The following is a 25,338-nucleotide window of genomic DNA, read 5'->3' as shown; positions in this document are numbered from 1 at the left end:
ATAACTAGTCTCTCAATAAAAAACGTGAAACCGGAAAACTCGATTTCACGTTTTTACTTTATTATAAGGCCGATCCGTTTCCTGTATGAAAAACTTTCTACTTTAGTTGTTTGAAGAGGAAGCCGTGCCCCCGGAAAGCGTCCGCTGTAACGGAAAACAACTACTGATAATTCGAATATATGGCCCCTTGTAAAATTTTCGAGGCTGTTAATTTGGAGTAGAGTTTTGTCCCAGTCTCTTTGTTGTGTTTAAGTTTTGACTTTCAATTTTAGTGAAAGTTCTTGGCTTTGTATGGTCCCTTTCTAAAAGGTAGCCACCAGTTCCATTTACCAAAAAGTTTCATCAAGCTTGGAACTAATAGTAAGCGGATAATCGAAGCATCTATAGCCACCGCTATAGCTATTCCGATACCGATTTGTTTGACTGGCATAACCTCTGTGAAGGCAAAGGCGCCAGTGATTACAATCATAATTAATGCAGCCGAGGTAATTATTTTACTAGTGGATGTTAATCCATCTACAGTTGCTTTCGTATTATTATGATGTTTCAAATACTCCTCTTGAATACGGGAGATGAGGAATACCTCATAGTCCATACTTAGCCCAAAGACTAAACTGAAAACAATGACTGGAATTATTAAGGCAATGGTCGTTTCCTCTAAACCAAAATGGCCGTACTGAAATATATAAACAAGTATGCCAAACGTGGAGGCTAAACCAATTACATTCATAATAATTGCCTTTAAAGGTATAAGCACGGAACGGAAGGCGATGGTTAAAATGATAAAGGTAGAGCCCAATATTATTCCTAGCAAAATCCCGACCTTATCAAAAATTTCATCAAATATTTCTTGATTAAACTTAGGTTGACCACCTACTAAAATATCTGTGCCAACGTCTTTATCTGCCCATTCTCTTGCCCAATCCTGTGCTTCATCAGATGAGCCATTAAGTCCTAATGTAACAGGAATCATTAATTTGTCACCTTGGACAAAGGTATCCATTAGTGAGGTGAGTTGACCGGATACCTCTGGAATCATCATGATGCTTTGCTCCCATTGTTCGACGGTAGATATTTCACTAGCCGAAAAGACAGTATCTACTGATTTAACATCAGGATCCTTCAAAAGCTGCTCTTCTAAATTTTTCATAGTGTTTAGTCCATCTGTATTTTCCCAGCCACCTGGTCGATCAGCCACCACGTAAATCGTAGACTGGTCCCCCATATTAAACTCATCCTCCATCACTTCATAAGCTTGACGGGAATCATAGTCCTTAGGTAGAGATTCTACTGATGGGATGGTTAATGTCATTTCTTTTACCGGGATTATACCTATCCCTAGCAACACTAAAGCTACAATGATTAAGGTAACAGGTCGCTTCATCACAAAGGAGGCAAAGTTTCTCCACTTGGTAGAGGCACCAGGCTTCACACGCAAGATAGTCCATTTATTAATACGGTCACCTAATACCATTAGTAAGGCTGGTAATAGGGTAATGGAGCCCAATACTGCCATAGCGACGACAAGCATACCGCCAAGAGCAATATTTTGAAAGATCTCTACTTCTAATACAAACATTGCTCCAAGCCCAATAAATACACAAAGTGCAGAGAAAACAATAGAGCGGCCAGCTGTTTTTATAGAGATTTGGACAGCCTCTACAACGGACTTTTCAGCAAGCTCTTCTTTATAACGATTAATTAGTAATAAAGCAAAATCAATACTTAACGCAAGGCCTAGCATTGGAACTATATTGAGGACGAAAATAGATAAATCCATGGCTTCGCCAAAGAATGTCATGACTCCAAGTGCTGAAACTACTGTGACAATACCCACAGCAATTGGTACCAAAGCGGCAACTACACTTCCAAATGCAAGGAGCAGAACGACCAATGCTATTGGAAGACCGATTGCTTCTGCACTAGCCAAGTCCTTTTGGCTAGCTGAATTAATATCTTTATTGATGGCGGCAGCCCCTGTTAAAGTGACCCCCTTTTCGTTTCCGATAGATTGCCGAATGTCATCAACTACCTCTGACATGTTCTCGGTGTCCGTATTAAAGTGCAACATTGCGTATGATACATGTTCCTTATAGAGAGTAGAATCCTCCAAGGGTGATTGGATGTCTTTCACTATTTTTAAGTTTTCTATATCATTTAATGTATCTTGGATTGTTTGATCGGATGTTTTATCGAATACGACGAAGAGTGTCTCAGCTGGTAAATCAAAGGTTTCAGTCAGCTCATCCATTACTTGCTGGTGTTCTCCGTTCATTTTAAAACCGTCACCCTCCAATAAAGATGGAAGCCGTAATGCAAAAAAAGCAAGAGCCACAAACAGGATGATCCAAACTCCCAAAGTGACTTTATAATGGCGTGTCACTAGGTTAGCTAAAAATTTCATATATTTCCTCCTTAGATAAAGCCAAGTAGTAATATAGCTCTTATGTTAAATCTACCAGTTTCAGTGGTAGAGTTTCCTTTTTATTGTAATGGAAAGCAAGTTTAACTGCTAATATAATGCTATGATAAAAGAAAATTTTTGAAGGAGGAATATAAGTGAAAATTACGTCTCCAAAGCTCAATGAGAACCCAGAACAAATCAATTTAAAGGAGGCTTTACAAGAGGATTATTATATTTCCAACGCCACTGTTTGTTCGCTTGAAAGTATTGAGGAATCAGAAGGAAAGATAATCTTTGATCAAGTACTTTTCAAACAAGCTTCCTTTGTGGATTTACATTTATACCAAGTGGAATTTATAGATTGTATTTTTGAAAAATGTGATCTTTCTAATGTAGTAATGGAACAGGCAGTATTTCATCGAGTGGAATTCATAGCGTGTAAGCTCTTTGGAGCAAATTTTGCGGATGCGAGGCTAACTGATGTAAGAGTTTGTGAAAACCATGCGAACTACCTGAATCTAAGCTTTTCTAAGTTGAAAAAGGTATCCTTTAATAACTGTACATTAAATCATGCAGACTTTATTGATTCCACCTTCCAGCATGTAGAATTCGAAGCATGTGAAATAGATGAGGCTAACTTTACGGATACATCTTTAGATGGAATTGACTTGAGTAGCACTACATATGAAAACCTATTAGTATCCCTAGAGGATTTAAAGGGCTGCACAGTTTCCACGGAACAAGCTATAGGATTTGCCAAATCATTAGGAGTGATTATAAAAGAGTAAAAGAAAAAACCTCGTATTCAATTACGAGGTTTTAATTATTTAAAAGAGTAAATTTAAGACTTGGAAGATGATAGCTGCTACTACGGCAGATATCGGTAAAGTAATAATCCAAGTTAATACAATTTTTTTAGCGACTCCCCATTTTACCCCTTTCACACGCTGAGCTGCTCCAACCCCCATAATAGCGGATGAAATAACGTGTGTTGTAGAAACTGGTAAATGAATAGTTGTAGCACCAAAAATAATCATAGCAGACGATAAGTCAGCTGCTGCCCCATTAATAGGGCGGATCTTCATGATCTTACCACCAACAGTTTTAATGATTTTATAGCCACCGATAGATGTACCAAGACCCATCGCAGTTGCTGCTGCAATACGAACCCAAAGCTGGATGTCGTCTGTAGCTTGCCATTGTGCTGCAATAAGGGCCATCGTTATAATCCCCATTGCTTTTTGGGCATCATTTGTACCGTGGGTAAACGATTGAAGTGCTGCGGTTCCTATTTGGAAGATACGGAATCTTTTGTTTGTCCCATACAGGCTGCCTCGTTTAAAAATCACCTTAAATAGTGACATCATTAAAAATCCAACTGCTAAAGCAAGAAATGGTGATACGACTAAAGCTATCAAGATATTAGTGAACCCATCATAATTTAAAACTCCAAACCCTGCAGCAGAGATAGCTGCCCCTGCAATAGAACCAATCAGAGTATGGGATGAACTTGATGGAATTCCATAATACCAGGTAACCAAATTCCAAATTATTGCGGAGAGTAAAGCTGCTAATATAATTAATGATCCGTTTTGAAGTGTAAATGGATCAACTATATCCTTCGTAATTGTTTTAGCAACCCCTGTAAATGTTAAAGCCCCTACAAAGTTCATAATGGCTGCCATGTAAACGGCAACTTTTGGTTTTAAAGCTCTTGTCGAAACCGAGGTGGCAATTGCATTTGCAGTATCATGGAAACCATTGATAAAGTCGAAGGCAAGAGCAAAAAATACAACTAAGATAGTTAATATAAAAATAGTATCCATAACTAAAGCTCCTACGCGTTACGCATTATAATTGTTTCAAGCGTATTTGCTACGTTTTGACAATAATCTGCGATATCTTCTAATTGCTCGTAAATATCCTTAAATTGAATAATACGGATCGGATCTTTTTCGTTTAAGAAAAGCTGCTTAATGGAAGTACGAAGTACCTCGTCACATTTACGCTCATAATCCTTGATTAGAATGGAATGCTCATGCATCTTAAGCAATTTCTTTTGAGCTAATAGCTCCATCGCTTTAACAATCTCATCCGTGCTTTTTACAATATAACCCAGGAAAGTGCGCATGGATTCATCAATTTCCACTAATGTGAACATTTCAAGATGTGCTGTGAAATTGTCGATGCCATCTAGAATGTCATCCATTCGGATAGCAAGCTCTAGAATATCCTCGCGTTCAATTGGTGTCATAAATGATTTGTTTAACATAACAATCAACTCATGAATTAGTGTATCCCCAGCTGTTTCGTAATTCTTAAGGTGTAAGCTAATTTCTTTTAAATCTGAAGCATTATTAATACGGAAGTCATCTGCATAATGAGTGGCTTCACGCACATTTTCAGCTATCTTCAAAAGGGATAGGAAAAAAGGATCTGGTTTTTTTGAGCTAATCATAAAAGCCTCCTAGACTTTAAGTGTTGTAGTTAGTATGAATTTTCCTCAAATAGCATACCAAAAAACATACAAAATCAACACACTTTTTACTTTAAAATCGATAAATTTACAATCCTGTAACAATTCAAGTGTATAAAAAAGATTAATAATTGACAAAAAAAGCTAATTTTTGGAGAGATAAAGAAATAAATACTAATTATTAAAAATATTGAAACCTTCTAATTTTAGATACGTATAACTATTAAGGACGTTATTAATTGGAAAAGTGGTGAGAAAAATAGAACAGATATTTTTGTATGGTTTAATTGTCATTGGCCTTCTTACTATTCTTTATGTGTTATTTGCGGATGCAATAGACGGCATGGATGCCGGAATCTTTAATCCGACCACAATTCTCTCCTTTCTATTATTCATTTGTGCAGCAGGTTTTATTCTCCTTAAAATTACTAATTGGAGTAATACGGTAATAGTCGCTGTGGCGATTGGAATTTCTATATTTTTAACTTTTTTGCTATATTTCTTTGTACTTTTGCCACTTTCCTCAGCCGAAGTTTCCACAGCTTATACAAACGAGTCATTACTAGGGCAGGTTGGAAAGGTTATTGTTCCTATACCCTCAAATGGGTATGGTGAAATCGTTATTGAGTCAGTAAACGGTCTAATCGCTAAAAGAGCTACAGGTTTAGACAACGAAGAGATCGATTACGAAAAACAGGTCTTAATAATTGAAGTGAAAGACGGCACGTTTTTAGTAAAAGAATATGTGCCTTTTATAAAATAAAAAGGGGGATTTTAAAATGGGAATTGAAATGTTAGTTGTAGTAGGGGTTGTTGTATTTATTCTTTTCATCATGCTGACTGTCTATATAACGAAATATAAAACAGTTGGTCCTGATGAAGCATTAATCGTCACAGGGAGCTACTTAGGCTCTAAAAATGTTCATACAGATGACTCGGGAAATCGCATAAAGATTATTAGAGGTGGAGGTACATTTGTATTTCCTGTATTCCAGCAAAGTGAGCCCCTTAGTCTACTATCAAGTAAACTAGAAGTAACAACACCTGAAGTATACACTGAGCAGGGGGTTCCGGTAATGGCAGATGGGACTGCCATTATAAAAATCGGTGGTTCAATTTCAGAAATTGCAACTGCAGCTGAGCAATTTTTAGGAAAGTCTAAACAGGACAGAGAAAATGAAGCGAAAGAAGTATTGGAAGGTCATCTTCGCTCAATTTTAGGATCAATGACAGTTGAAGAAATATATAAAAACAGAGATAAGTTCTCGCAAGAGGTACAGCGTGTTGCCTCGCAGGATTTAGCAAAAATGGGATTAATCATAGTTTCCTTTACTATTAAAGATGTTCGGGATAAAAATGGGTATCTAGATTCATTAGGTAAGCCGAGAATTGCACAAGTTAAGCGTGACGCAGATATAGCAACAGCAGAAGCAGAAAAGGAAACACGCATCAAACGTGCGGAGGCTTCCAAGGAGGCTCAAAAAGCTGAAATTGAACGTGCAACTGAAATTGCAGAAGCTGAGAAGGACAATCAATTAAAGGTTGCGGAATACAGACGAGAGCAAGATATTGCTAAAGCACGTGCCGACCAAGCGTATGAGCTAGAAACTGCTCGATCTAAACAGGAAGTAACTGAGCAAGAGATGCAAATTCAAATTATTGAACGTCAAAAGCAAATTGAGCTAGAAGAGAAAGAGATTTTACGTCGCGAAAAGCAATATGATTCAGAGGTAAAGAAAAAGGCAGATGCAGACCGATATGCTATTGAACAAAATGCTGCAGCTTCCAAGTCTCGTGAAATGGCAGAGGCAGATGCAGAAAAATATCGTATTGAGGCAAAAGCAAAAGCAGATGCAGAAAAAGTACGTTTAGATGGTTTAGCAAAAGCTGACTCGCAACGTGCACAAGGGGAATCAGAAGCAGATATAATTCGACTGAAAGGTCTTGCTGAAGCAGAAGCAAAACGAAAAATTGCAGAAGCATTTGATCTTTACGGTCAGGCAGCTGTATTAGACATGGTCGTTGGGATGTTACCGGAATACGCAAAACAAATTGCTAGCCCGCTTTCAAATATCGATAAAATCACTGTAGTAGATACTGGTGGAGGAGAGGGCGGAGGTGCCAATAAGGTTACCTCATACGCTACAAATCTAATGTCTACCCTTCAAGAAACTTTAAAGGCTTCTTCAGGAATCGATATGAAGGATATGTTAGAAAACTATGCTGGGAAGGGTAATATACGTCCAAGCATCGAGCAACTGACCCAAGAAGTAAAGAAAGCAAACGAAGAAACAAAGGTACGTGAAGTACAAGAGGTATAAAAATGTATATTTTAAACAGACTTTCGATATTTGAAAGTCTGTTTTTTTAATATTCCCTTTAGTATTAACTAACTGTATAATTAAGGTTAGATTGTCGAATGTTGTAGAATTGTGGAGGAACAATGATACTTACAAAAGAACAAATTCATGATATTGAAGAAAAGCATAGTCTACCAAGGGTAGTTACGGATAAAACAATCACAACCTATATCGGAAGCTCGAATAATATTTCCTATGCCCTTTATACACTTATACCTGAAAGCACGTCTTGGATTTATTCGAATCCCTGTAACGAAAAAAATTACGTTGAAAAATATTCTATTCTATCAGGCAGATTAAAAATATTGTACTCGGATAAACAGAAAATACTTGGACCGGGTGATGTAATAGAGACAGAGCTGTATAATACTTTAATCACTTGTAATGCAGTGGAAAAAGTACAGATTTTAATAGAAATGACAAAAACACATTTTAACCAAAACTTCATGGAGAGAGGAATTATTCATCGCGATGCTCTCCGTATTCAAGAAGTGGATGGTTATACTTATCATCATTGCGCACGGATAAGAGATTATTCGATTGAACTTTGGAAAAGAATGAACTTAAAAAGTAAAGGAGTTCGAAGGTTAAGTATAGGCTCCTATTTTCATGATATTGGTAAGCTCGCCATTCCTATAGAGATTCTAAATAAACCTGGAAAACTAACAGAAGATGAATGGAAAGTAGTTAAGATGCATACTACTTTAGGGGCTGAAATGATGAAAAATCATGAAATTTCTTGTATTCGGGAAGCTGCTTTTATTGTCGAACAGCATCATGAAAGGTATGATGGAAAAGGGTATCCTTTTGGACTGATGGGGGAAGAAATTTCCTTAGAAGCTTCTATCGTCTCTGTTGTAGATGCATTTGATGCAATGACCACTAATCGGGTTTACCGTGGGGCAATGACCTTTGAAGACGCTATCCTCGAAATAAAGAGAGGTAGAGGAACTCAATTTAATCCAAAGGTGCTAGATGAATTTCTCGAAATGTTGCAAGAAAAAAATAATCAGTGGTAAATGAAAAAGGAGAGAAAAAAATGTCTTATCGTATTGAACGTGATTCTATGGGAGAAATTAAAGTTCCACAAGATAGTCTTTGGGGAGCTCAAACACAAAGATCTAAAGAAAACTTTAAAATTGGTACAGAAAAAATGCCAATTGGCGTAGTACATGGATTAGCTCTATTAAAGAAATCAGCGGCAATCGTTAGTCATTCTCTTGGTAATCTATCAAAAGTAAAAAAAGATGCTATTGCAGCTGCAGCGGATGAAATACTAGCAGGAAAGCTAGACCATCATTTTCCATTAGTAGTTTGGCAAACTGGTAGTGGTACGCAGTCTAATATGAATGTTAACGAAGTCATTGCCAATAGAGGTAATCAGCTATTAGAGGAAAAAGGTAGTGAAGAGAGACTTCACCCAAATGATGATGTAAACAAATCCCAAAGCTCTAACGATACTTTCCCCACTGCACTTCATATTGCTGGAGTACTCGCAGTCGAAAAAGAGTTATTGCCTGCAATTGACGTTTTAAAAGAGACGTTGGGTAAAAAATCTGAACAGTTTATGGAAATCATTAAAATTGGACGTACGCATTTACAAGATGCAACGCCACTGTCTCTTGGCCAAGAATTCAGTGGATGGCATAGAATGCTTGAAAAGTCTTCTAAAATGATTACTACAGCTGTGGAAGATATGAAAGAGCTTGCAGTTGGAGGTACAGCTGTAGGTACCGGATTGAATGCTCCAAAAGGCTTTGGTGATTTAGTAGCAGCAGAAATTTCTAAAGAGCTAGGAATTGAATTTACTTCAGCTAAAAATAAATTCCATGCTTTGACAAGCTATGATGACGTTGTTTATGTACATGGTGCTGTGAAGGCACTTGCAGCTGATTTAATGAAGATTGCTAATGACGTACGTTTACTTGCAAGTGGTCCTCGTTCTGGTATTGGAGAGATCTCTATTCCGGAAAATGAACCAGGAAGCTCTATTATGCCTGGTAAAGTAAATCCTACTCAAAGTGAAGCTATGACGATGGTAGTAGCGCAAGTTATGGGGAATGATACTTCAATCAGTTTTGCAGCAAGTCAAGGGAACTATCAATTAAATGTCTTCAAGCCTGTAATTATTCATAACTTCTTACAATCCGTTCGCTTATTAAGTGATGCCATTATTAGCTTCAATAATAACTGTGCAGTAGGGATTGAACCAAACTTAGAAACAATTAAACATCATGTTAATAATTCTCTAATGCTTGTAACTGCTTTGAATCCATACATTGGCTATGAGAATGCTGCAAAAATTGCTAAGCATGCACACAAAAATGGTACAACTCTAAAAGAAGCAGCTATCGAATTAGAGCTGCTAACTGCTGACAAGTTTGATGAAATTGTTAGACCAGAAAAAATGATATAAAAGAGGTATATATGAAAAAAATTCTGTTTTTATTATTTTGTTTAATGTTGGTGCTTGCTGCCTGTGGTCAAAAAGAAGAAAGTCACAAGGCTGCAGAAGAAGTGGATCATCAGGAGCAGGATCACGACCATACGACTCATTTAGCTAATGGGGATATTCAAGAAACTACTTCTTCAACTGATGTGCTTCCTAAGTTTCTAGAAAAACAGCCTGAAAATATGCAGCTGATTTATCAAGCTGCAGCAAAAGCTAATGATGTACTCAAGTGGATGCCTTGTTACTGTGGTTGCGGTGATAGTGCAGGCCATAAAAGCAACTTCAACTGTTTTGTACAGGAAATTAAAGAAAATGGTGAAGTCGTATGGGATGACCACGGTACTCGCTGTGCAGCGTGCTTAGAAACTGCCGTTGCCTCTATTAACATGATTCAAGAAGGTAAGTCACTTATAGAAATTCGCCAGGCCATAGACGAGGCTTATCAAGAAGGCTACTCAAAACCAACTGACACACCAATGCCCTCTTAAAATATAACTGTTCCTTCTCACTATAAGTGAGAGGGAACATTTTTTTTGCACCAATTTCATGAAGTTAGTTGTCTTTCTTAAGAATTTCTTCATTTTTATCCTTCCTGAATGTTAAGAAATGTTACCTATAATGAATAGAAGGTAATAAGGAAGGGGTATTGCATGATACATGTAAAGAATGTCAATCATACATTTTTAATTGGAAAGAAAGGAAAAGAGAAGAAGGTGCCTGTACTAAAAAATCTCTCCTTTGACGTACAACAGGGAGAAATTGTGGCCGTAGTTGGGAAAAGTGGTTCGGGTAAGTCTACTTTATTGAACACGCTTGCAGGCTTTATGAGTCCAGAACAAGGGTCTATTCTTATAAATGGTCAAGAGACTGTTAAGTTAAATGAAACCGAAAGAGCAGACTTTCGCTTAAATAATTTCGGCTTTATCTTTCAAAACTTTCAGCTGATGCCTGGTTTAACTGCTTTTGAAAATGTGGAGCTGCCATTAAAGCTGAAAGGGATATCTTCTAAAAAACGTAAAGTAACCGTCCTTCAAATTATGAAAAAGGTAGGTCTAGATTCTGTGTCAGATCATTATCCAAATGAATTGTCTGGTGGGCAGCAACAACGGGTTAGTATAGCTCGTGCATTAATCACGAGTCCCCCTATTTTATTGGCAGATGAGCCAACCGGTAGCCTAGACTCAGAGACAGAGCAGGACATTCTACTTCTCATTCAAGAACTCAATCAGACTATGGGGATTACGTTTGTTATTATCACTCATGATGAAGAGGTAGCTAGCATCGCACACCGCAAGTTAAAGATGCACGACGGAGAACTTAGGAAGGAGGATATGTCTCATGTTATTTAAGGATCAGCTAGAATTTGTATCCCAGCATATTAAGAAAAATAAACTACGAGTATTTATGACAGTGCTTGCTGCAACAATGGGTTGTGCATTTTTAATCGTTCTAGCTTCTATAGGGTTTGGTGTACAAGATATGATGCGTTCTGAAATATTAGAGGACCAAGCTATTACAGAGGTAGAAGTGTATGGTAACGACGGCGTAATCGATTATGAGAAAATAAAAAATATAGATTCGGTCGGAGCAGTTGTTCAACGTGCTAGCATAGACGTCGAAACTATTTTCAAATTAGAGGATAGAACAATTTTTGGAAACTCCAAGCTAACCAACTTTAAAGAAGAAACAAATTCAAACCTATCATTATCCGAGGGTAGAATGCCTAAAGATAGTAATGAAATTATTGTTGGTTATCACTTCGCAGAAAACTTGTGGACAGAACAAGAGTTTGCGACTTGGGAAGATGGAGCAGCAGAGGACGGAGAAATACCGAAAGGGTATGAAGAATCCATACTAGGTAAAGAGGTTACTCTAGCCATGAAGCCATATGGTCAAGAGGATACTTTTCCAGAACAATGGACGTTTACAATTGTAGGTGTTACTAAGCAACCAGCAAAAGACTGGATAGTCGATAAAATTGTCCTAATGGATGAGTCTTGGACGGAAACATTAATGGCATCCTATAAAGCGAATGTAGCAGAGGTACCGGAAGAGGTTCTATACACAGAAACGAAAGTTTTTACTGCTAGTCTAGAGGACGTCAAGGCTGCAACAGATGAAATTAAAGAGATGGGTTACAGTGTTTACTCTGTTTCCGAGCAATTGGAGCAGTTAGATGTATTTTTTATGGCATTTAAAATAGGACTTATATTTGTAGGTACGATTGCAGTTTTAATTTCATCTATAGGTATCTTTAATACAATGACAATGGCGGTTACAGAGAGAACAAGAGAAATCGGAGTGATGAAAGCAATTGGGGCTAGCCCAAAATTGATCCGTCGACTGTTTCTCATGGAAAGTGCATGGATCGGTATTATTGGAACTGTGCTTGCAGTAATTATTTCTTATGTAGTGAGTTATTTAGCTAATCTAGTCTTGCCAATTGTTGTAGGCATGGCATTAGAGGAGGAAAGTATTGCGGGTATGAATTTAACGTTTTCGTTAATTCCTTGGCAGCTTGTAGCTATTGCGTCTTGCATAAGTATTGGGGTAGCTATGATTTCTGGATGGAGACCAGCAAAGAAAGCAACTAAAATTGACGTTATACAGGCTTTGAGACAAGAATTATAAAAGCAAAAGAGGGAACGGGTACCTAAGTATCTGTTCCCTCTTTTTACAATTTCTTTTCCCCATGTGCCTGTCGGAGCAGAAACAGGCGACTGCGCTTTTCTTGATGTCTAGCTCCATCGCCTTGCCCCTCGGGTCAAATGGAAAAAAGCTGCGGTGGCTGGAGAGCTGCCTCCTCGCTTTTCCCCATTTGCCTGTCGGGGCAGAGCAGGCGACTGCGCTTTTCTTTTAAGAGGGGTCGATTGTGAAATAGGCGATGAATAGTATGAAGACTACCGCCATATTTAGTAAGTTATACTTCATCCTTGATATTGTCTGTTCAAATTTCCCTGACTTTTTTACAGCAGTAATGCCTACATAAATTATTAATATAGCGATGAGTATAGAGAAAATAGGATGCAGGGGATATACCCTTACATTTAAAAAATGAACAATTATCACTGCAATAGCCATTACTATGCCATATACCACTTTTTGATAAGTTGGATCTTTCATATGTTCTCTCCTTGGATTGTCATGATTAGTCTATATTCAAGTATTCCTTAAGTTCATTTTCTAGAAATGGTTGAGCGTTTAGCATTTCTTTGAATTGTTCATAGCCTTCTATTTGTTCATGGGTTGGCTTTCCACCTGTTTTATAGGCACGTATTAAAATATTTTTAGGCGTATTTTCAATATCTATAAACTCCACTAATTGGGCCTCGTAGCCTACCAGATTCAATATTTCGGCACGTATTGAATCTGTAGCAAGTGCTGAAAAACGTTCTTTAATTAATCCATGCTTCAGCATAATGTTTAACCCAGGGGCATCAAGCTGTCTATTTAACTCGTGCTGACAGCAAGGCACACTTAAAATGACGCTAGCATTCCACTTAACCGCTCGGGCAAGTGCCATATCAGTTGCAACATCACAAGCATGTAAGGTAACAACCATGTCTACGGCAGTTTCGTCGTTATAATCATTAATATCTCCCACTAAAAATTCCAAATCGTCATAGTCTAGATCTTTAGCGATTTGCGAACATTCTTCAATTACTTCCTTTTTTAAGTCAAGTCCCGTAACACGAATGTCTAATCCCTTTTCAATTTTTAAATAGTGATAAAGGGCAAACGTTAAATAGGATTTACCAGAGCCAAAATCTAAAATGCGAACGGTTTTATCCTTTGGTAAATAAGCCAAAGTATCATCTATAAACTCAATAAAACGATTAATTTGTTTAAATTTATCGTACTTTTGTTTTTTTACTTTTCCTTCAGAAGTTTGAACTCCTAATCGGATTAAAAAAGGATAAGGTGTATGCTCGTCTAACAAGTAGTTTTTTTTACGATTATGAGATAAATCCACTTGTTTCAATGAAGTGTTTTTTTCAGTTTTATACATCACTTTATTTTTCTTAGAAAGTTGTATTTGAATCTTTTCCTCAATAAAATCAACGTGAATTTGGCGAAAGTCATCCAGTAACTTTTCCCATGCTGAAGAGAATTCTTCTATTCGAATATTTTCGTGCTTTAAAATACGTTCGTATTGGTATTCTAATTGGATGTGGTACATATTTTTTATTTCAATAGGCTTTAGTTTGATGCGCTTTATTTCATTAGATTTAGCCCTTGGTTGGCTTATTGTTGCTTGAATCAGCTGTTTAGATAAGATTTGCTTTAATACGTTGTCTTTCATTTCGTTGAATTCCATATAATCGCCTTCTTTTTCGTAAGATACTTGAAATTAGTGTATCACAACGACATATTTCATAGATAGATTAGCTATCGTGTAAGAAGAGATAAAACGTCTATATACCTTTTATACTATCAGAATTTTATGATAATATAATTGGTGAGTAGTCAATCGAAAGGGGAGATTGGGTTGTTAAATGAAAAAACAATTGGGGAGATAGTAAAGGAAGCCGCAAGTAAGTTTCCTGAGAAAGAGGCTTATGTGTACCCTGAGCATGGGATTCGTAAAACATATAAAGAGTTTGATATGGAAACTGACGAGCTTGCTAAAGCATTTATTGGCATGGGTGTTCAAAAAGGAGAACATATTGCCATTTGGTCAGACAATAAAAGGGAATGGCTATTAAGCCAATTTGCAACTGGAAAAATGGGAGCAGTTTTAGTAACGGTTAATACAAACTATCAGGAAAAAGAACTGGAATATCTATTACAGCAATCAGATGCTACTACTCTTATTTTATGTGAATCCTTTAAAGCTACTTCTTATCTCGACATTATTCGTGCAATTTGCCCTCAAATAAATACAGCAGAAAAAGGGAATATTCAATCTGAAAAACTTCCCTATTTAAAACGAGTGATTGTAATGAGTGAAAATGACTACCCAGGAATTTATAAATGGTCGGAGTTCGTTGAATTTGCAAAAAGAGTATCTGATGAGACTTTAGAAGATGCGATGAAAGAGACTCATAATGATGAAGTCATTAATATTCAATATACTTCTGGAACGACTGGATTTCCAAAGGGAGTAATGCTTTCCCATAAAAATATAGTTAACAATGGTCAGCTTGTAGGAGACTACATTCATCTAACTGAACATGATCGTCTTTGTATACCTGTACCCTTCTTTCATTGCTTCGGTTGTGTCATGGGAACAATTGCTTCAGTAACACATGGGACCACAATGGTAATCATTGAACAATTTGATGCAGGGAAAGTGTTGAAAATAGTGCAGGATGAGAAATGTACTGCTTTACACGGGGTACCAACCATGTTCATCGCTGAATTAAATCATCCAAATTTTAAGCAATTTGATTTATCTACTTTACGTACTGGAATTATGGCTGGTTCTATTTGTCCGATAGAAGTTATGAAGAAAGTGATGGAAGACATGGGTGCAACTGAAATTACCATTGCCTATGGACAAACTGAATCCTCGCCAGTTATTACGCAAACTAAAACAGATGATTCAATTGAAAAAAGAGTGTCCTCAGTTGGGAAAGCTCATCCAGGAGTAGAAGTGAAAATAATAGATCCGGCAACAGGAGAAGATACCCCTGCAGGAGTACCAGGGGAACTATGTACAAGAGGATATTTAGTGATGAAAGGCTACTATAAAAATGAAGAAGCAACAAAATCGACAATAGATGACAACGGCTGGCTCCACACTGGCGATATTGCCGTAATGGATGACGAAGGCTATATCGATATAACCGGAAGAATCAAGGATATGGTAATTCGAGGTGGTGAGAATATTTATCCGAAAGAAGTAGAAGAATTTCTTTATCAGCATCCAGCTATTCAAGACGTACAGGTTGTAGGTGTCCCAGACCCGAAATACGGAGAAGAGCTAATGGCTTGGGTAATTCTAAAAACAGGAGAAAGCCTAACGTCAGATGATTTGAAGGAATTCTGTAAAGGGAAAATATCTTATCATAAAATACCAAGATATATTGAATTCATCGATGCATACCCAATGACAGCATCAGGGAAGATACAGAAATTCTTACTGAGAGAAATGTCAAAAGAGAAAATAGAAGCATAGACATATTTCCTGGGAAATCGACACCAAGAAAAGCGCAAGCGCCTATCTCTGCCCCTACAGGCAAATGGGAAAATGCGAGGAGGCAGCTGTTCAGCCACCGCAGTATTTTCCCATTTGACCCGAGGGGCAAGGCGCTGAAGCTAGACACCAAGAAAAGCGCAAGCGCCTATCTCTGCCCCTACAGGCAAATGGGAAAATGCGAGGAGGCAGCTGTTCAGCCACCGCAGTATTTTCCCATTTGACCCCGAGGGGCAAGGCGCTGAAGCTAGACATCAAGAAAAGCGCAAGCGCCTATCTCTGCCCCGACAGGCAAATGGGAAAAGTGAGGACCGTTCATGTTCCCTAGAGTGAGTATTAGCTGTGATTTGAGCTTATACAGGATTTAAGCACCGAGGTTATAATCGGTGCTTTTTTCAGTTTTCCTGTATACTTAATCTAATAAAAGGATAATTTTGAGATAAGAGGTGAATGTATGTTTTTAGACCATATTGTTCATTTTGTTAATAAAAAACCTATAGAAGTGGCCGGAGATTGGCAGCAGCAAGGAATTAATGCCGTGGTTGGTGGACAGCATTTAAACTGGGGGACGTATAATGCGCTTCTTTATACGGTAAATAGTTATGTAGAATGGTTAGCGATGGAAGAGGAACAAGTAGCTAGGCGTGTAGTACACCCTTTAGTAGAATTAATGCTCCATGATTTAAATGAAGGTCCAGGTTTTGGAACGATTTGCATTAGAGCAAATGATTTGGAAGTACTTAGAAAAGACTTAGAAAATAAAGGTATAGAAACAACAGGAGTATTGTATGCTGAAAGAAAGACAGCTGCTGGATCTTTACGTAAATGGAAAATGCTATTTATTAAAGAAGAAGTTAGTGACAGCTTACCTGCGCCATTTTTTATAGAGTGGGAAGAAACGGATGATGAAAGATATGAGTTGCTTCAGAAGGAGGGAACAGTGAACAATAGTAACCTCCAACTCAACATTGAGAGCTGTGAGTTTCATGTAGAAAATCCAAGGGAAGTAATAGAGAAATGGACTAGCTATCTGAATGTTACTTACAATCATCAAACGTTATTCTTACCCAATACAAATTTAATATTTAAACAGCTGAAACAAGGGACTAAAGAAAGGCTTGTTAGTGTGCAAATTAAAGGCCTCCCTAACCAAGAAGCTATTGTTTACGAACAAGGAGTATATCGTTTCGATTAAGAGGAGGATTTTATAATGGAACAGTTAGATGAAAGAGCGATTGTAGTTGCAGTTAAGCTGCAAAAAGATGAGCATTTCGAATATGAATTAGAGGAGCTTATTAATTTAGCTGCAGCTTTAGAGGTGGAGGTTGTTGGTGAAATCACTCAAAATTTAGAGCGAGTGACATCTTCTCATTATGTAGGAACAGGTAAAGTAGAGGAGATAAAAAATCTCTTCGATGCTACAGATGCAAATCTCGTTATATTTAACGATGAACTTTCTCCATCTCAAATAAGAAACCTAGAGCGAGATTTAGAATGCAAGGTAATAGATCGTACTATGCTAATTTTAGACATTTTTGCAAGACGCGCAAAATCCAATGAGGCACAAATGCAAGTGGAACTAGCACAACTTCAATATATGCTACCGAGACTTGTCGGACTGCGAGCCTCCCTTGGTCGTCAGGGTGGTAGTACGGGCGGGGGAGTTAGTAACCGTGGTGCTGGGGAAACAAAGCTAGAACTGGATCGTCGTAAAATTGAAGACCAAATAGCAAAGCTGAAGAGAGAGCTAGAACTAGTTAAGGATCAAAGGGAAACGCAAAGAAAACAACGTAAAAAAAATAATATACCTGTTGTTTCTCTAGTTGGCTATACCAATGCCGGAAAGTCTACGATTATGAACCAACTGCTTCAAAAGATTGGACAAGAACAATCGAAGCAAGTATTTGAGAAAGACATGCTCTTTGCTACATTGGAAACTTCCGTCCGTCAAATTAAACTACCAGACCAAAAGGAATTCCTATTAACTGATACAGTAGGATTTGTCAGTAAACTACCCCATCATCTAGTGAAGGCATTCCGATCAACACTTGAGGAAGCAAGGGACGCTAATCTACTATTACATGTGGTAGACGTTTCTAATGATGAACACCGCTATATGATGGATGTGACGAATGAAACTCTACTTGAAGTGGGAGTAAAGGACGTTCCAACAATTTTTGTTTACAATAAATCGGATTTAGCAGACATGATGTACCCACACGTTGCAGGAAGTAATATCTGGATATCTGCAAAAGATGGGAAAGGTTTAGATGAACTGTTAGATATTATTAAAAAGTATATATTCTCTGACTATGTTCAGTGCGATCTGCTAATTCCATTTGATCGAGGAGATATCGTTTCATATCTTAATGAGAAAGCCACAGTTAAGTCGACCTCATATGAGGAAGAAGGAACGCTAGTGCACGTGGAATTAAAAAAATCAGATTATGATCGTTTAGAGGGATTTGTGTATAACCCATAAAAATAAGAAGCTCCGAAAAATTTTCGGAGCTTCTTTTTTATGCTGTTTTTTTCAAATTAGCTAAGTATATTTTAGTTTAAACTTGTTGAAACTGTATGTTATGAAGTCTTGCAAAAATACCTTCTTTAGCCACAAGCTCGTTGTATGATCCATCTTCGGCAATTCCGTCCTCAGTTACTACAATTACCCGGTCCGCGTCTCTAATTGTTGCTAAGCGGTGTGCAATTATAAGAGTAGTACGATCCTCTGCTAGCTCCATTAGTGATTGCTGGATAATTTTTTCTGTTTCTGTATCGAGAGCAGAAGTTGCCTCATCCAAAATGAGAATAGGCGGATTCTTTAAAAACATTCGAGCTATTGCCAGTCTTTGTTTTTGTCCACCTGACAATTTTAGTCCACGTTCACCTATTTGTGTTTCATACCCGGCTGGTAAGGAAGCGATTAAGCTTTCTAAATGTGCTTTCTTAGCTGCACTTCTAATCTCCTCTTCCGTAGCATCCTTTTTTCCATAAGCAATATTTTCTCGAATGGTGCCGGTAAACAAAAATACATCCTGTTGGACTATTCCGATTTGTGAGCGGAGTGATTGAAGAGATAAATCTTGTATATTGATCCCATCAACAGAAATTGCCCCGTCACTGACATCGTAAAAACGAGGTATTAAGGAACAAATGGTTGTTTTCCCTGCCCCGGAAGGACCAACAAATGCTACTGTTTCACCAGCACGTATGGAAAGGTTAATATCCTTTAACACAGTTTTATGCTCATCGTATTGGAAGCTAACATGACTAAAGGAAATATTACCGTTTAAATGATTTACTTGAATTGCATTCGGTTTATCTTCTATTTCCGGCTCTTGCTCCACTAATTCTAAGAAGCGCTTAAATCCAGCCATTCCTTTAGGATATAATTCCAATAAAGCGGTAATTTTATCCACTGGCTTAATTAGTACATTTACATATAAAATAAAACTTACTAGCTCTCCATAAGTTATGTAGTTTTGAAAAGAGAACCATGCTCCTACTACCAGGACAACTAAAGTTACTAGCCTTGTCATCATATAGATGGTAGAATGAGTACCTGCCATGACTTTGTAAGCTTTTAGTTTCGCTATTCGGAATTGTGAATTATCTTCCTTGAATCTTGAAATTTCAAAATTTTCATTTGTAAAGGATTGGACAACTCGTACTCCGGAAACGCTGTCTTCTACTCTTGCATTGACGTCAGCGATTTTCCCGTACATATTTTTCCAAGCTTTATTCATCATGATATTCCCATAGGTTGCTACAATAGATAAAAATGGAACCATTATAATAGCAATAATAGCCAACTCGGGATTAATGTTGAACATAATAGTGAAGGTACCTATAATAGTCATTATGGCAATAAATAGGTCCTCGGGTCCATGATGTGCTAGTTCTCCGATATCAAACAGGTCATTTGTGATTCTACTCATAATGTGGCCCGTTTTCGTGTTATCAAAAAACCGGAATGATTGTCGTTGGACATGGTTAAATAGTTTTTGTCTCATATCCGTCTCAATGTTAATACCTAACTTGTGCCCCAAGTAGCTCACGATATATTGGAGTACAGTACTAATAATATAGACGAATAAGAGAACTATACCTACACGCACGATTGTTTCCCAATTTCCTGAGGGCAGAAGGTCATCGATAAACCATTGCACAGCTACTGGGAATGCTAGTTCTAAAATTGCAACAAAAACGGCACTGCTAAAATCAATAATAAATAATCGTTTATGTGGTTTGTAAAATGAAAAAAATTTCTTGAGCATTTCGTATCCCCTTTTCATTATCATAACGACTATTATAACGAATAATTTCAGTTGTCGAAATATTATAATGTTTCTTTTTTGAAAGAATAGGAAATATTTTAATTATTATTTTGTAGAAATGAGGCGTAATTAGATGTTATCGAAAGAAGAAATAGTAAAATCCGTACCACAAACAGGATTTTTTGGACAGCCGAAAGGTCTTCTATCCTTGTTCTTTACGGAGTTTTGGGAGCGTTTTTCATACTACGGTATGCGCGCAATTTTAATCTATTATATGTATTACGAAGTGACTCAAGGCGGTTTAGGGCTAGAACGATCAACAGCGAACTCTATTATGGCTGTTTATGGTTCCTTAGTTTATATGTCTGGGATTATTGGTGGTTGGATAGCCGATAGACTATTCGGTACTACAAGAACAGTGTTCTATGGCGGAGTATTAATTATGATCGGTCATATTGTACTGGCATTCCCAGGTGGTTTAACTACCTTATTCATATCCATGGCATTTATCATTATTGGTACTGGTTTATTAAAGTCTAATATTTCTACTATTGTCGGTGATTTATATTCCGCTGAGGATGCTCGTAGAGATTCAGGTTTCAGTATTTTCTATATGGGTATTAATATGGGAGCTTTCATTGCACCATTAATCGTTGGGACAATCGGCTTAGAGTATAACTTCCATTTAGGATTTGGTTTGGCAGCTGTAGGTATGGCAATAGGTTTAGTAGTCTTTTTACTAACTAAGAAAAAATATTTAGGCTTGGCAGGATCTTATGTACCAAATCCGCTTACTAAAGAAGGAAAGAAAAAATTCTTTACGAGATTAGTAATAGCCGTAGTAATTATTGCAGCACTTGGTTTTTATCTGATTCAAGCTGGTATTATGACGATTAACGTTTTCACTATGACTATCTCCATACTTGGTATTTTAATCCCAACTCTATACTTCATTATTATGTATAGAAGTGATAAGTCAACGGAAGATGAAAAGTCTCGTTTACTTGCTTACATTCCACTTTTCGTAGCAGCTATGATGTTCTGGGCAATTCAAGAGCAAGGTTCTAACATTTTAGCTCAATATGCAGATGAGCGTGTAGATCTAACTCTTGGGTCATTTGAAATTTCACCTGCGTGGTTCCAATCGTTGAATCCATTATTTATCATCGCCCTTGCTCCTGTCTTTGCATGGTTATGGGTGAAACTTGGGAATAGACAACCGTCAACCCCTCGTAAATTTGCATATGGGTTATTCTTTGCGGGTCTGTCCTTTGTAGTAATGATTTTCCCTGCTTACTTTAATGGTACTGATACGTTAGCTAATCCTATGTGGCTTGTTCTAAGCTTTTTCTTAGTAGTACTTGGTGAGTTACTTCTTTCACCAGTTGGTTTGTCTGCAACTACAAAGCTAGCTCCAGCTGCTTTTGCTGCGCAAACGATGAGTTTATGGTTTATGACAAATGCCTCTGCACAAGCAATTAATGCGCAGGTTGTAAAATTGTACAAGCCAGAAACAGAAATTATGTACTTTGGAGTAATAGGTGCAATTGCAATAGGGTTAGGGGTAATTCTTTATCTAATGACACCGGTCATCCAAAAATACATGCGTGGTATTCGTTAATTTGTAAAAAAAGTGAAACCTTTCAATAATTTGTTCGTATGTTAAGTATGAAACAAAGAAGGGATGGGACTAACATGAAGAAATGGAAAATGCTATTAGTGGCTACTACGATGACTTTTGCATTAGCTGCTTGTAACGACACTGCTACGCCGGCTAATAAGGAAGTAAAAGAAACTACTGATATGACTTTGGAAGAAGTATATAACAAATCATTGGCGGTATCAGAAGAACTGTCAAGTGTTTCTGCTAAAGTGAATCTACACCAAAAAATGAATATACCAAGTGAAGAAGCAAACGTAGAGCTTAAGGCTGACATGGATATGGATGTAGTTATTGAACCAATGCAAATGTACCAAAAAGGAACAACTTCTATGAAAACAGAAGACGGATCAATGGACGAGTCGATGGAAACAGAGATGTACTTCAATGGAACTGAGTTCTATATGTATGAGGGAACAGGGAAGCAGTGGATGAAGCTACCAACAGATGCACTGGGTGACGTCATGGCACAAACTAGCTCAGCTAATCCTGCTAGCTCGCTTGCTGAACTTGAAGACTATATTAAAGACTTTAAGTTTGAACAAGATGACAAAAATTATATTTTGACACTTGATGCATCAGGTGACAAATTTAATGAATTAGTACAAGCTCAAATAGATGAAACGCTTCAAAGCATGGCACAGGCTGGAGAAGACGTACAACTAGATGTGAAAATTAATTCAATCAGTTACTTAATTCATATTGATAAAGAGAGCTTCCAAACTACTAAGGTTGATGTTACTGTAGATATGGATATGGAGGCAGAAGGCGAATCTATTAATATGAATCAAGATATGAAGACAGATTTCTCTAACTTTAATGGAGTAGAAAAAATTGAAATTCCTCAAGAAGTTATTGATAGTGCGATAACTATATAAAAATGAGTAAAGCCTGCCTATAATTGTTGGATAATTCAACATTTATAGGCAGGCTTTTTATATCCTTCAAGCCCTTTAGTTTTTTAAAAGTTTTCTTAATAAAGTAATGTTAGGAAACATTAAATTTAGGGAACACTAAAAGGGGAAAATTATTTAATAAAAGGAAGGTTAGCATGCTAACCTCTTTGACTTGGCTTATGTAAGGAGGCAATATCAATGTATGACTGTATTATTATCGGAGGCGGCCCCGCAGGCTTGGGTGCTAGTTTAACTTTAGGAAGAGCACGAAGAAAAATTGCCTTATTCGACGATGGGACAAATCGTAATAGAGTAACTCATGAATCACACGGCTTTATAACAAGAGATGGCATAAAACCACATGAATTCAAAGGGATTGGGCTAAGTGAATTAAAAAATTACCCGAATGTAAGTTACTTTAATAAGACCATTATTGAAGTAAGGAGAGAGAAAGAGGAAGGTAATTTTATCGTAAAAACAAGAGACAATAATGAATATGTTTCCGAAAAATTATTGCTTGCAACAGGTATTCAAGAAGTGTTTCCGATTGAAAGTATTCGGAAGTTCTATGGAAAAAGCCTCTTTAGTTGTCCTTATTGTGATGGGTGGGAGTTACGGGATAAGCCACTTCTGATTCTAGCTGAAAAGGAAGAACACATCCTACATATGGTTAAACTCATTTATAATTGGTCAAATGACCTGTTGGTGCTAACTAATGGAAATAACTTATCAGAGGAAGGTATGCGCGAGCTTGCCAAGCATAATATTGAAATAAAAAATGATCGAATAGAGGAACTTGTGGGTGAAGAGGGTTATCTCAAAGAGGTAAAGTTGGCGTCCGGTGAGATTATTAATAGAACTCTTGGATTTGTTGCTCCCACGTATTATCGCCCAAACTACTTTGCTGAGAAATTAGGGTGTGAAATAGATGAGAAAGGAAGAGTGATGACTGACCCACGTTGTCGAACAACACAAAAAAATGTATATGTTGCTGGAGAATCTAGAAAGCCTATACCTTCATCTCTTTTGATTGCAGCTGCAGATGGAAATAAGGCGGCAGTCTCCATTAACACAGATTTGACAGAGGAACGATTCTAGTTTTTTTATAAATGCATCTTTGACTCATTAAAACCTGTCTATTCCCCTAATCGATTATCCTTAAAAACAGAGGTTGCTTAGAACCTCTGCCCCCTCTCTAAAATTAGCTTATGGATTTATATCATTCGCTAATTCTTTGTACTTGTAAGCTATCTGGCTTATAATTTTTATAACAAATAGGAGGGATTCTGTGAAAAAATGGTTTTATCCACTAGGACTTGTTACATTACTTGGGTTTACAATGCTGTTTTTGAATATAGCTAAAGATAAGGTAGTGTCGTTAGATCAAAAAATGGGCAATCTTCTTGAAGGTAATTCATTCATCACAGCATTTCACTATTTTGGTGATACAAAATTTATTTTACTTATCGCGTTATTAATTATTTTATTATTATGGATACGTTCTCATAATTATCGAGGCATGCTATATGTTTTATTTACGGTTGGGGTTGGGAATGCCTTGAACCAACTGCTTAAAAGAGTGATTCAACGAGAACGTCCCGACGTCCCTTCCCAATTAGAAACTTATAGTTTCCCCTCAGGTCATGCGATGGTTGGCCTGCTCTATTTGTTTACAATTGCTTATTTAGCTACTGAGCATCAGACTAATAGAAAAATCACCGTAACCATTTGGTTGGGGGCCATATTCATGTCTATCATGATAGGACTTTCTCGAATAGCAGAATCTCGCCACTATGCATCCGATGTGTTTGCTGGATGGATGGTCGGGTATACATGGTTTGTATTGGTGGCTCTGTGGTACGAATATAGAAAGCGTAATAGAAAAAATAAAAATAATAGATTATAAATCCTTTCCGATTCGTGGAGAGGATTTTTTGTAAGGAGGAAAGAAAGTGTTTGAGATACCGAACCATTTAATGGATATATGCATAAAAAGAATAGAGGGATCACCGGTTGAAGGTTTTGTAAAAGGTAAAGGACCGAGAAAGCCTACTCTTATGCTAGTGGGAGAAGCGCCAGGAGAGAACGAGGCGATACAAGGTCTCCCTTTTGTAGGTAGAGCAGGGGAGGAGCTAAAAAAATCGTTAGCTAGTATAGGGCTCACAAGAGAAGAAGTGTATATGACAAGTGCTGTAAGAAGCCGTCCATTTATCTGGAAAGAAAAAAAACAAAGAAATGGTGAGACAGTAAAAAAGAAGTATAATCGTCCTCCTACTCAAAGTGAAATCATTGCCCATGCTCCAATTTTAGATTTTGAACTATTAAATATTTCTCCATTACTAATCGTTACGTTAGGTAATGTGGGATTACAACGCTTACTTGGAAAAAGTGCGACAGTTTCTAAATTACACGGTCAATTATTGCAAAGACCGGTTCAAATTTTAGAGTCTTTAAACTCCACCCAATATACTTGGTCTAGTGAAACCTATACAATTATTCCAACCTATCATCCTGCTTCTGTATTCTATCGCCCTTCCAACAGAGAATTTCTAGAAGATGATTGGAAAACGATAGGGGATTACATTAAAACGCAAAAATTTTGACACTTTCTTAGGTTGAAGAAAGTTGCTTAAAGGAAACTTTTTAAGTATAATAAGCTTAAATTAGAGAGAAA

Annotated in this window: 22 protein-coding genes; 16 read left to right on the top strand and 6 right to left on the bottom strand. The window is 37.3% G+C overall.

Annotated elements, in window-relative coordinates; all coding sequences use genetic code 11:
- Positions 1-268: 268 nt before the first annotated feature.
- Entirely contained in the window at positions 269-2,404 is a 2,136-nt protein-coding gene (locus tag NSQ95_RS17555) for an MMPL family transporter (RefSeq protein WP_340881674.1), read from the bottom strand.
- Between the two features lie 155 nt (positions 2,405-2,559).
- On the opposite strand from NSQ95_RS17555, the gene NSQ95_RS17550 reads away from it, so the two are divergent.
- Complete coding sequence (locus NSQ95_RS17550; protein ID WP_340881675.1) at positions 2,560-3,192, top strand: pentapeptide repeat-containing protein; 633 nt, start codon at positions 2,560-2,562, stop codon at positions 3,190-3,192.
- A gap of 39 nt (positions 3,193-3,231) precedes the next feature.
- Here the strand turns inward: NSQ95_RS17550 and NSQ95_RS17545 are convergent, their stop codons facing one another.
- Entirely contained in the window at positions 3,232-4,230 is a 999-nt protein-coding gene (locus NSQ95_RS17545) for an inorganic phosphate transporter (RefSeq protein WP_340881677.1), read from the bottom strand.
- A gap of 11 nt (positions 4,231-4,241) precedes the next feature.
- The gene (locus NSQ95_RS17540) at positions 4,242-4,862 is read right to left on the bottom strand and encodes a DUF47 family protein (protein ID WP_340881678.1); all 621 of its coding nucleotides are present in this window, start codon (positions 4,860-4,862) and stop codon (positions 4,242-4,244) included.
- A gap of 268 nt (positions 4,863-5,130) precedes the next feature.
- Between NSQ95_RS17540 and NSQ95_RS17535 the strand changes: the two genes are divergently transcribed.
- The 7 genes from NSQ95_RS17535 (at position 5,131) to NSQ95_RS17505 (ending at position 12,323) form a co-directional block, all read left to right on the top strand.
- A complete protein-coding gene (locus tag NSQ95_RS17535; protein WP_340881679.1) occupies positions 5,131-5,643 on the top strand; it encodes a hypothetical protein in 513 nt (170 codons plus the stop codon).
- A 16-nt stretch (positions 5,644-5,659) separates the two neighbouring features.
- Positions 5,660-7,201 (top strand): flotillin family protein, encoded by a 1,542-nt coding sequence (locus NSQ95_RS17530; RefSeq protein WP_340881681.1) that lies wholly within the window; start codon positions 5,660-5,662, stop codon positions 7,199-7,201.
- Between the two features lie 122 nt (positions 7,202-7,323).
- Positions 7,324-8,259 carry an HD-GYP domain-containing protein gene (locus NSQ95_RS17525; protein ID WP_340881683.1) on the top strand — a complete coding sequence of 312 codons (936 nt, stop codon included), beginning with the start codon at positions 7,324-7,326 and terminating at the stop codon, positions 8,257-8,259.
- Between the two features lie 20 nt (positions 8,260-8,279).
- Complete coding sequence (gene fumC / locus NSQ95_RS17520; protein WP_340881685.1) at positions 8,280-9,656, top strand: class II fumarate hydratase; 1,377 nt, start codon at positions 8,280-8,282, stop codon at positions 9,654-9,656.
- A gap of 11 nt (positions 9,657-9,667) precedes the next feature.
- Positions 9,668-10,180 (top strand): PCYCGC motif-containing (lipo)protein, encoded by a 513-nt coding sequence (locus NSQ95_RS17515; RefSeq protein WP_340881687.1) that lies wholly within the window; start codon positions 9,668-9,670, stop codon positions 10,178-10,180.
- A 162-nt stretch (positions 10,181-10,342) separates the two neighbouring features.
- Positions 10,343-11,041, top strand: coding sequence for an ABC transporter ATP-binding protein (locus NSQ95_RS17510; protein WP_340881688.1), 699 nt, complete (start codon positions 10,343-10,345; stop codon positions 11,039-11,041).
- Positions 11,031-12,323 carry an FtsX-like permease family protein gene (locus tag NSQ95_RS17505; RefSeq protein ID WP_340881690.1) on the top strand — a complete coding sequence of 431 codons (1,293 nt, stop codon included), beginning with the start codon at positions 11,031-11,033 and terminating at the stop codon, positions 12,321-12,323. Before NSQ95_RS17510 ends, NSQ95_RS17505 begins: the two co-directional genes overlap by 11 nt.
- A 225-nt stretch (positions 12,324-12,548) precedes the next feature.
- On the opposite strand, the gene NSQ95_RS17500 is transcribed toward NSQ95_RS17505, so the two are convergent.
- Entirely contained in the window at positions 12,549-12,815 is a 267-nt protein-coding gene (locus NSQ95_RS17500) for a hypothetical protein (protein ID WP_340881692.1), read from the bottom strand.
- Between the two features lie 25 nt (positions 12,816-12,840).
- Complete coding sequence (locus NSQ95_RS17495; RefSeq protein WP_340881694.1) at positions 12,841-14,010, bottom strand: SAM-dependent methyltransferase; 1,170 nt, start codon at positions 14,008-14,010, stop codon at positions 12,841-12,843.
- 165 nt (positions 14,011-14,175) lie between these two features.
- Here NSQ95_RS17495 and NSQ95_RS17490 point away from each other — a divergent pair, with 165 nt between their 5' ends.
- From NSQ95_RS17490 to hflX, 3 genes are all read left to right on the top strand, one after another.
- On the top strand, positions 14,176-15,813 hold the full coding sequence (locus tag NSQ95_RS17490; protein ID WP_342560831.1) for an AMP-binding protein: 1,638 nt from the start codon (positions 14,176-14,178) through the stop codon (positions 15,811-15,813).
- 472 nt (positions 15,814-16,285) lie between these two features.
- Positions 16,286-17,026: a VOC family protein gene (locus tag NSQ95_RS17485; protein ID WP_340881695.1), complete on the top strand. Its 741-nt coding sequence runs from the start codon at positions 16,286-16,288 to the stop codon at positions 17,024-17,026.
- A 15-nt stretch (positions 17,027-17,041) separates the two neighbouring features.
- Positions 17,042-18,313 (top strand): GTPase HflX, encoded by a 1,272-nt coding sequence (hflX, locus tag NSQ95_RS17480; protein ID WP_342560014.1) that lies wholly within the window; start codon positions 17,042-17,044, stop codon positions 18,311-18,313.
- A 76-nt stretch (positions 18,314-18,389) separates the two neighbouring features.
- Here the strand turns inward: hflX and NSQ95_RS17475 are convergent, their stop codons facing one another.
- On the bottom strand, positions 18,390-20,108 hold the full coding sequence (locus tag NSQ95_RS17475) for an ABC transporter ATP-binding protein (protein ID WP_342560013.1): 1,719 nt from the start codon (positions 20,106-20,108) through the stop codon (positions 18,390-18,392).
- Between the two features lie 133 nt (positions 20,109-20,241).
- Between NSQ95_RS17475 and NSQ95_RS17470 the strand changes: the two genes are divergently transcribed.
- The 5 genes from NSQ95_RS17470 (at position 20,242) to NSQ95_RS17450 (ending at position 25,267) form a co-directional block, all read left to right on the top strand.
- Positions 20,242-21,729 carry a peptide MFS transporter gene (locus NSQ95_RS17470; protein ID WP_340881698.1) on the top strand — a complete coding sequence of 496 codons (1,488 nt, stop codon included), beginning with the start codon at positions 20,242-20,244 and terminating at the stop codon, positions 21,727-21,729.
- Positions 21,730-21,803: 74 nt separating this feature from the next.
- Positions 21,804-22,646: a DUF6612 family protein gene (locus NSQ95_RS17465; RefSeq protein ID WP_340881699.1), complete on the top strand. Its 843-nt coding sequence runs from the start codon at positions 21,804-21,806 to the stop codon at positions 22,644-22,646.
- Between the two features lie 210 nt (positions 22,647-22,856).
- Entirely contained in the window at positions 22,857-23,762 is a 906-nt protein-coding gene (locus NSQ95_RS17460; protein WP_251553351.1) for an NAD(P)/FAD-dependent oxidoreductase, read from the top strand.
- Positions 23,763-23,952: 190 nt separating this feature from the next.
- Entirely contained in the window at positions 23,953-24,570 is a 618-nt protein-coding gene (locus NSQ95_RS17455) for a phosphatase PAP2 family protein (protein WP_342560012.1), read from the top strand.
- A 70-nt stretch (positions 24,571-24,640) separates the two neighbouring features.
- On the top strand, positions 24,641-25,267 hold the full coding sequence (locus NSQ95_RS17450; protein ID WP_342560830.1) for a uracil-DNA glycosylase: 627 nt from the start codon (positions 24,641-24,643) through the stop codon (positions 25,265-25,267).
- Positions 25,268-25,338 lie beyond the last annotated feature (71 nt).

The organism is Psychrobacillus sp. FSL W7-1457, assembly GCF_038593405.1.
GTDB lineage: Bacteria > Bacillota > Bacilli > Bacillales_A > Planococcaceae > Psychrobacillus.
The sequence above is the reverse complement of the archived record's forward strand: the minus strand, read 5'-3'. Positions and strand labels throughout refer to the sequence as shown.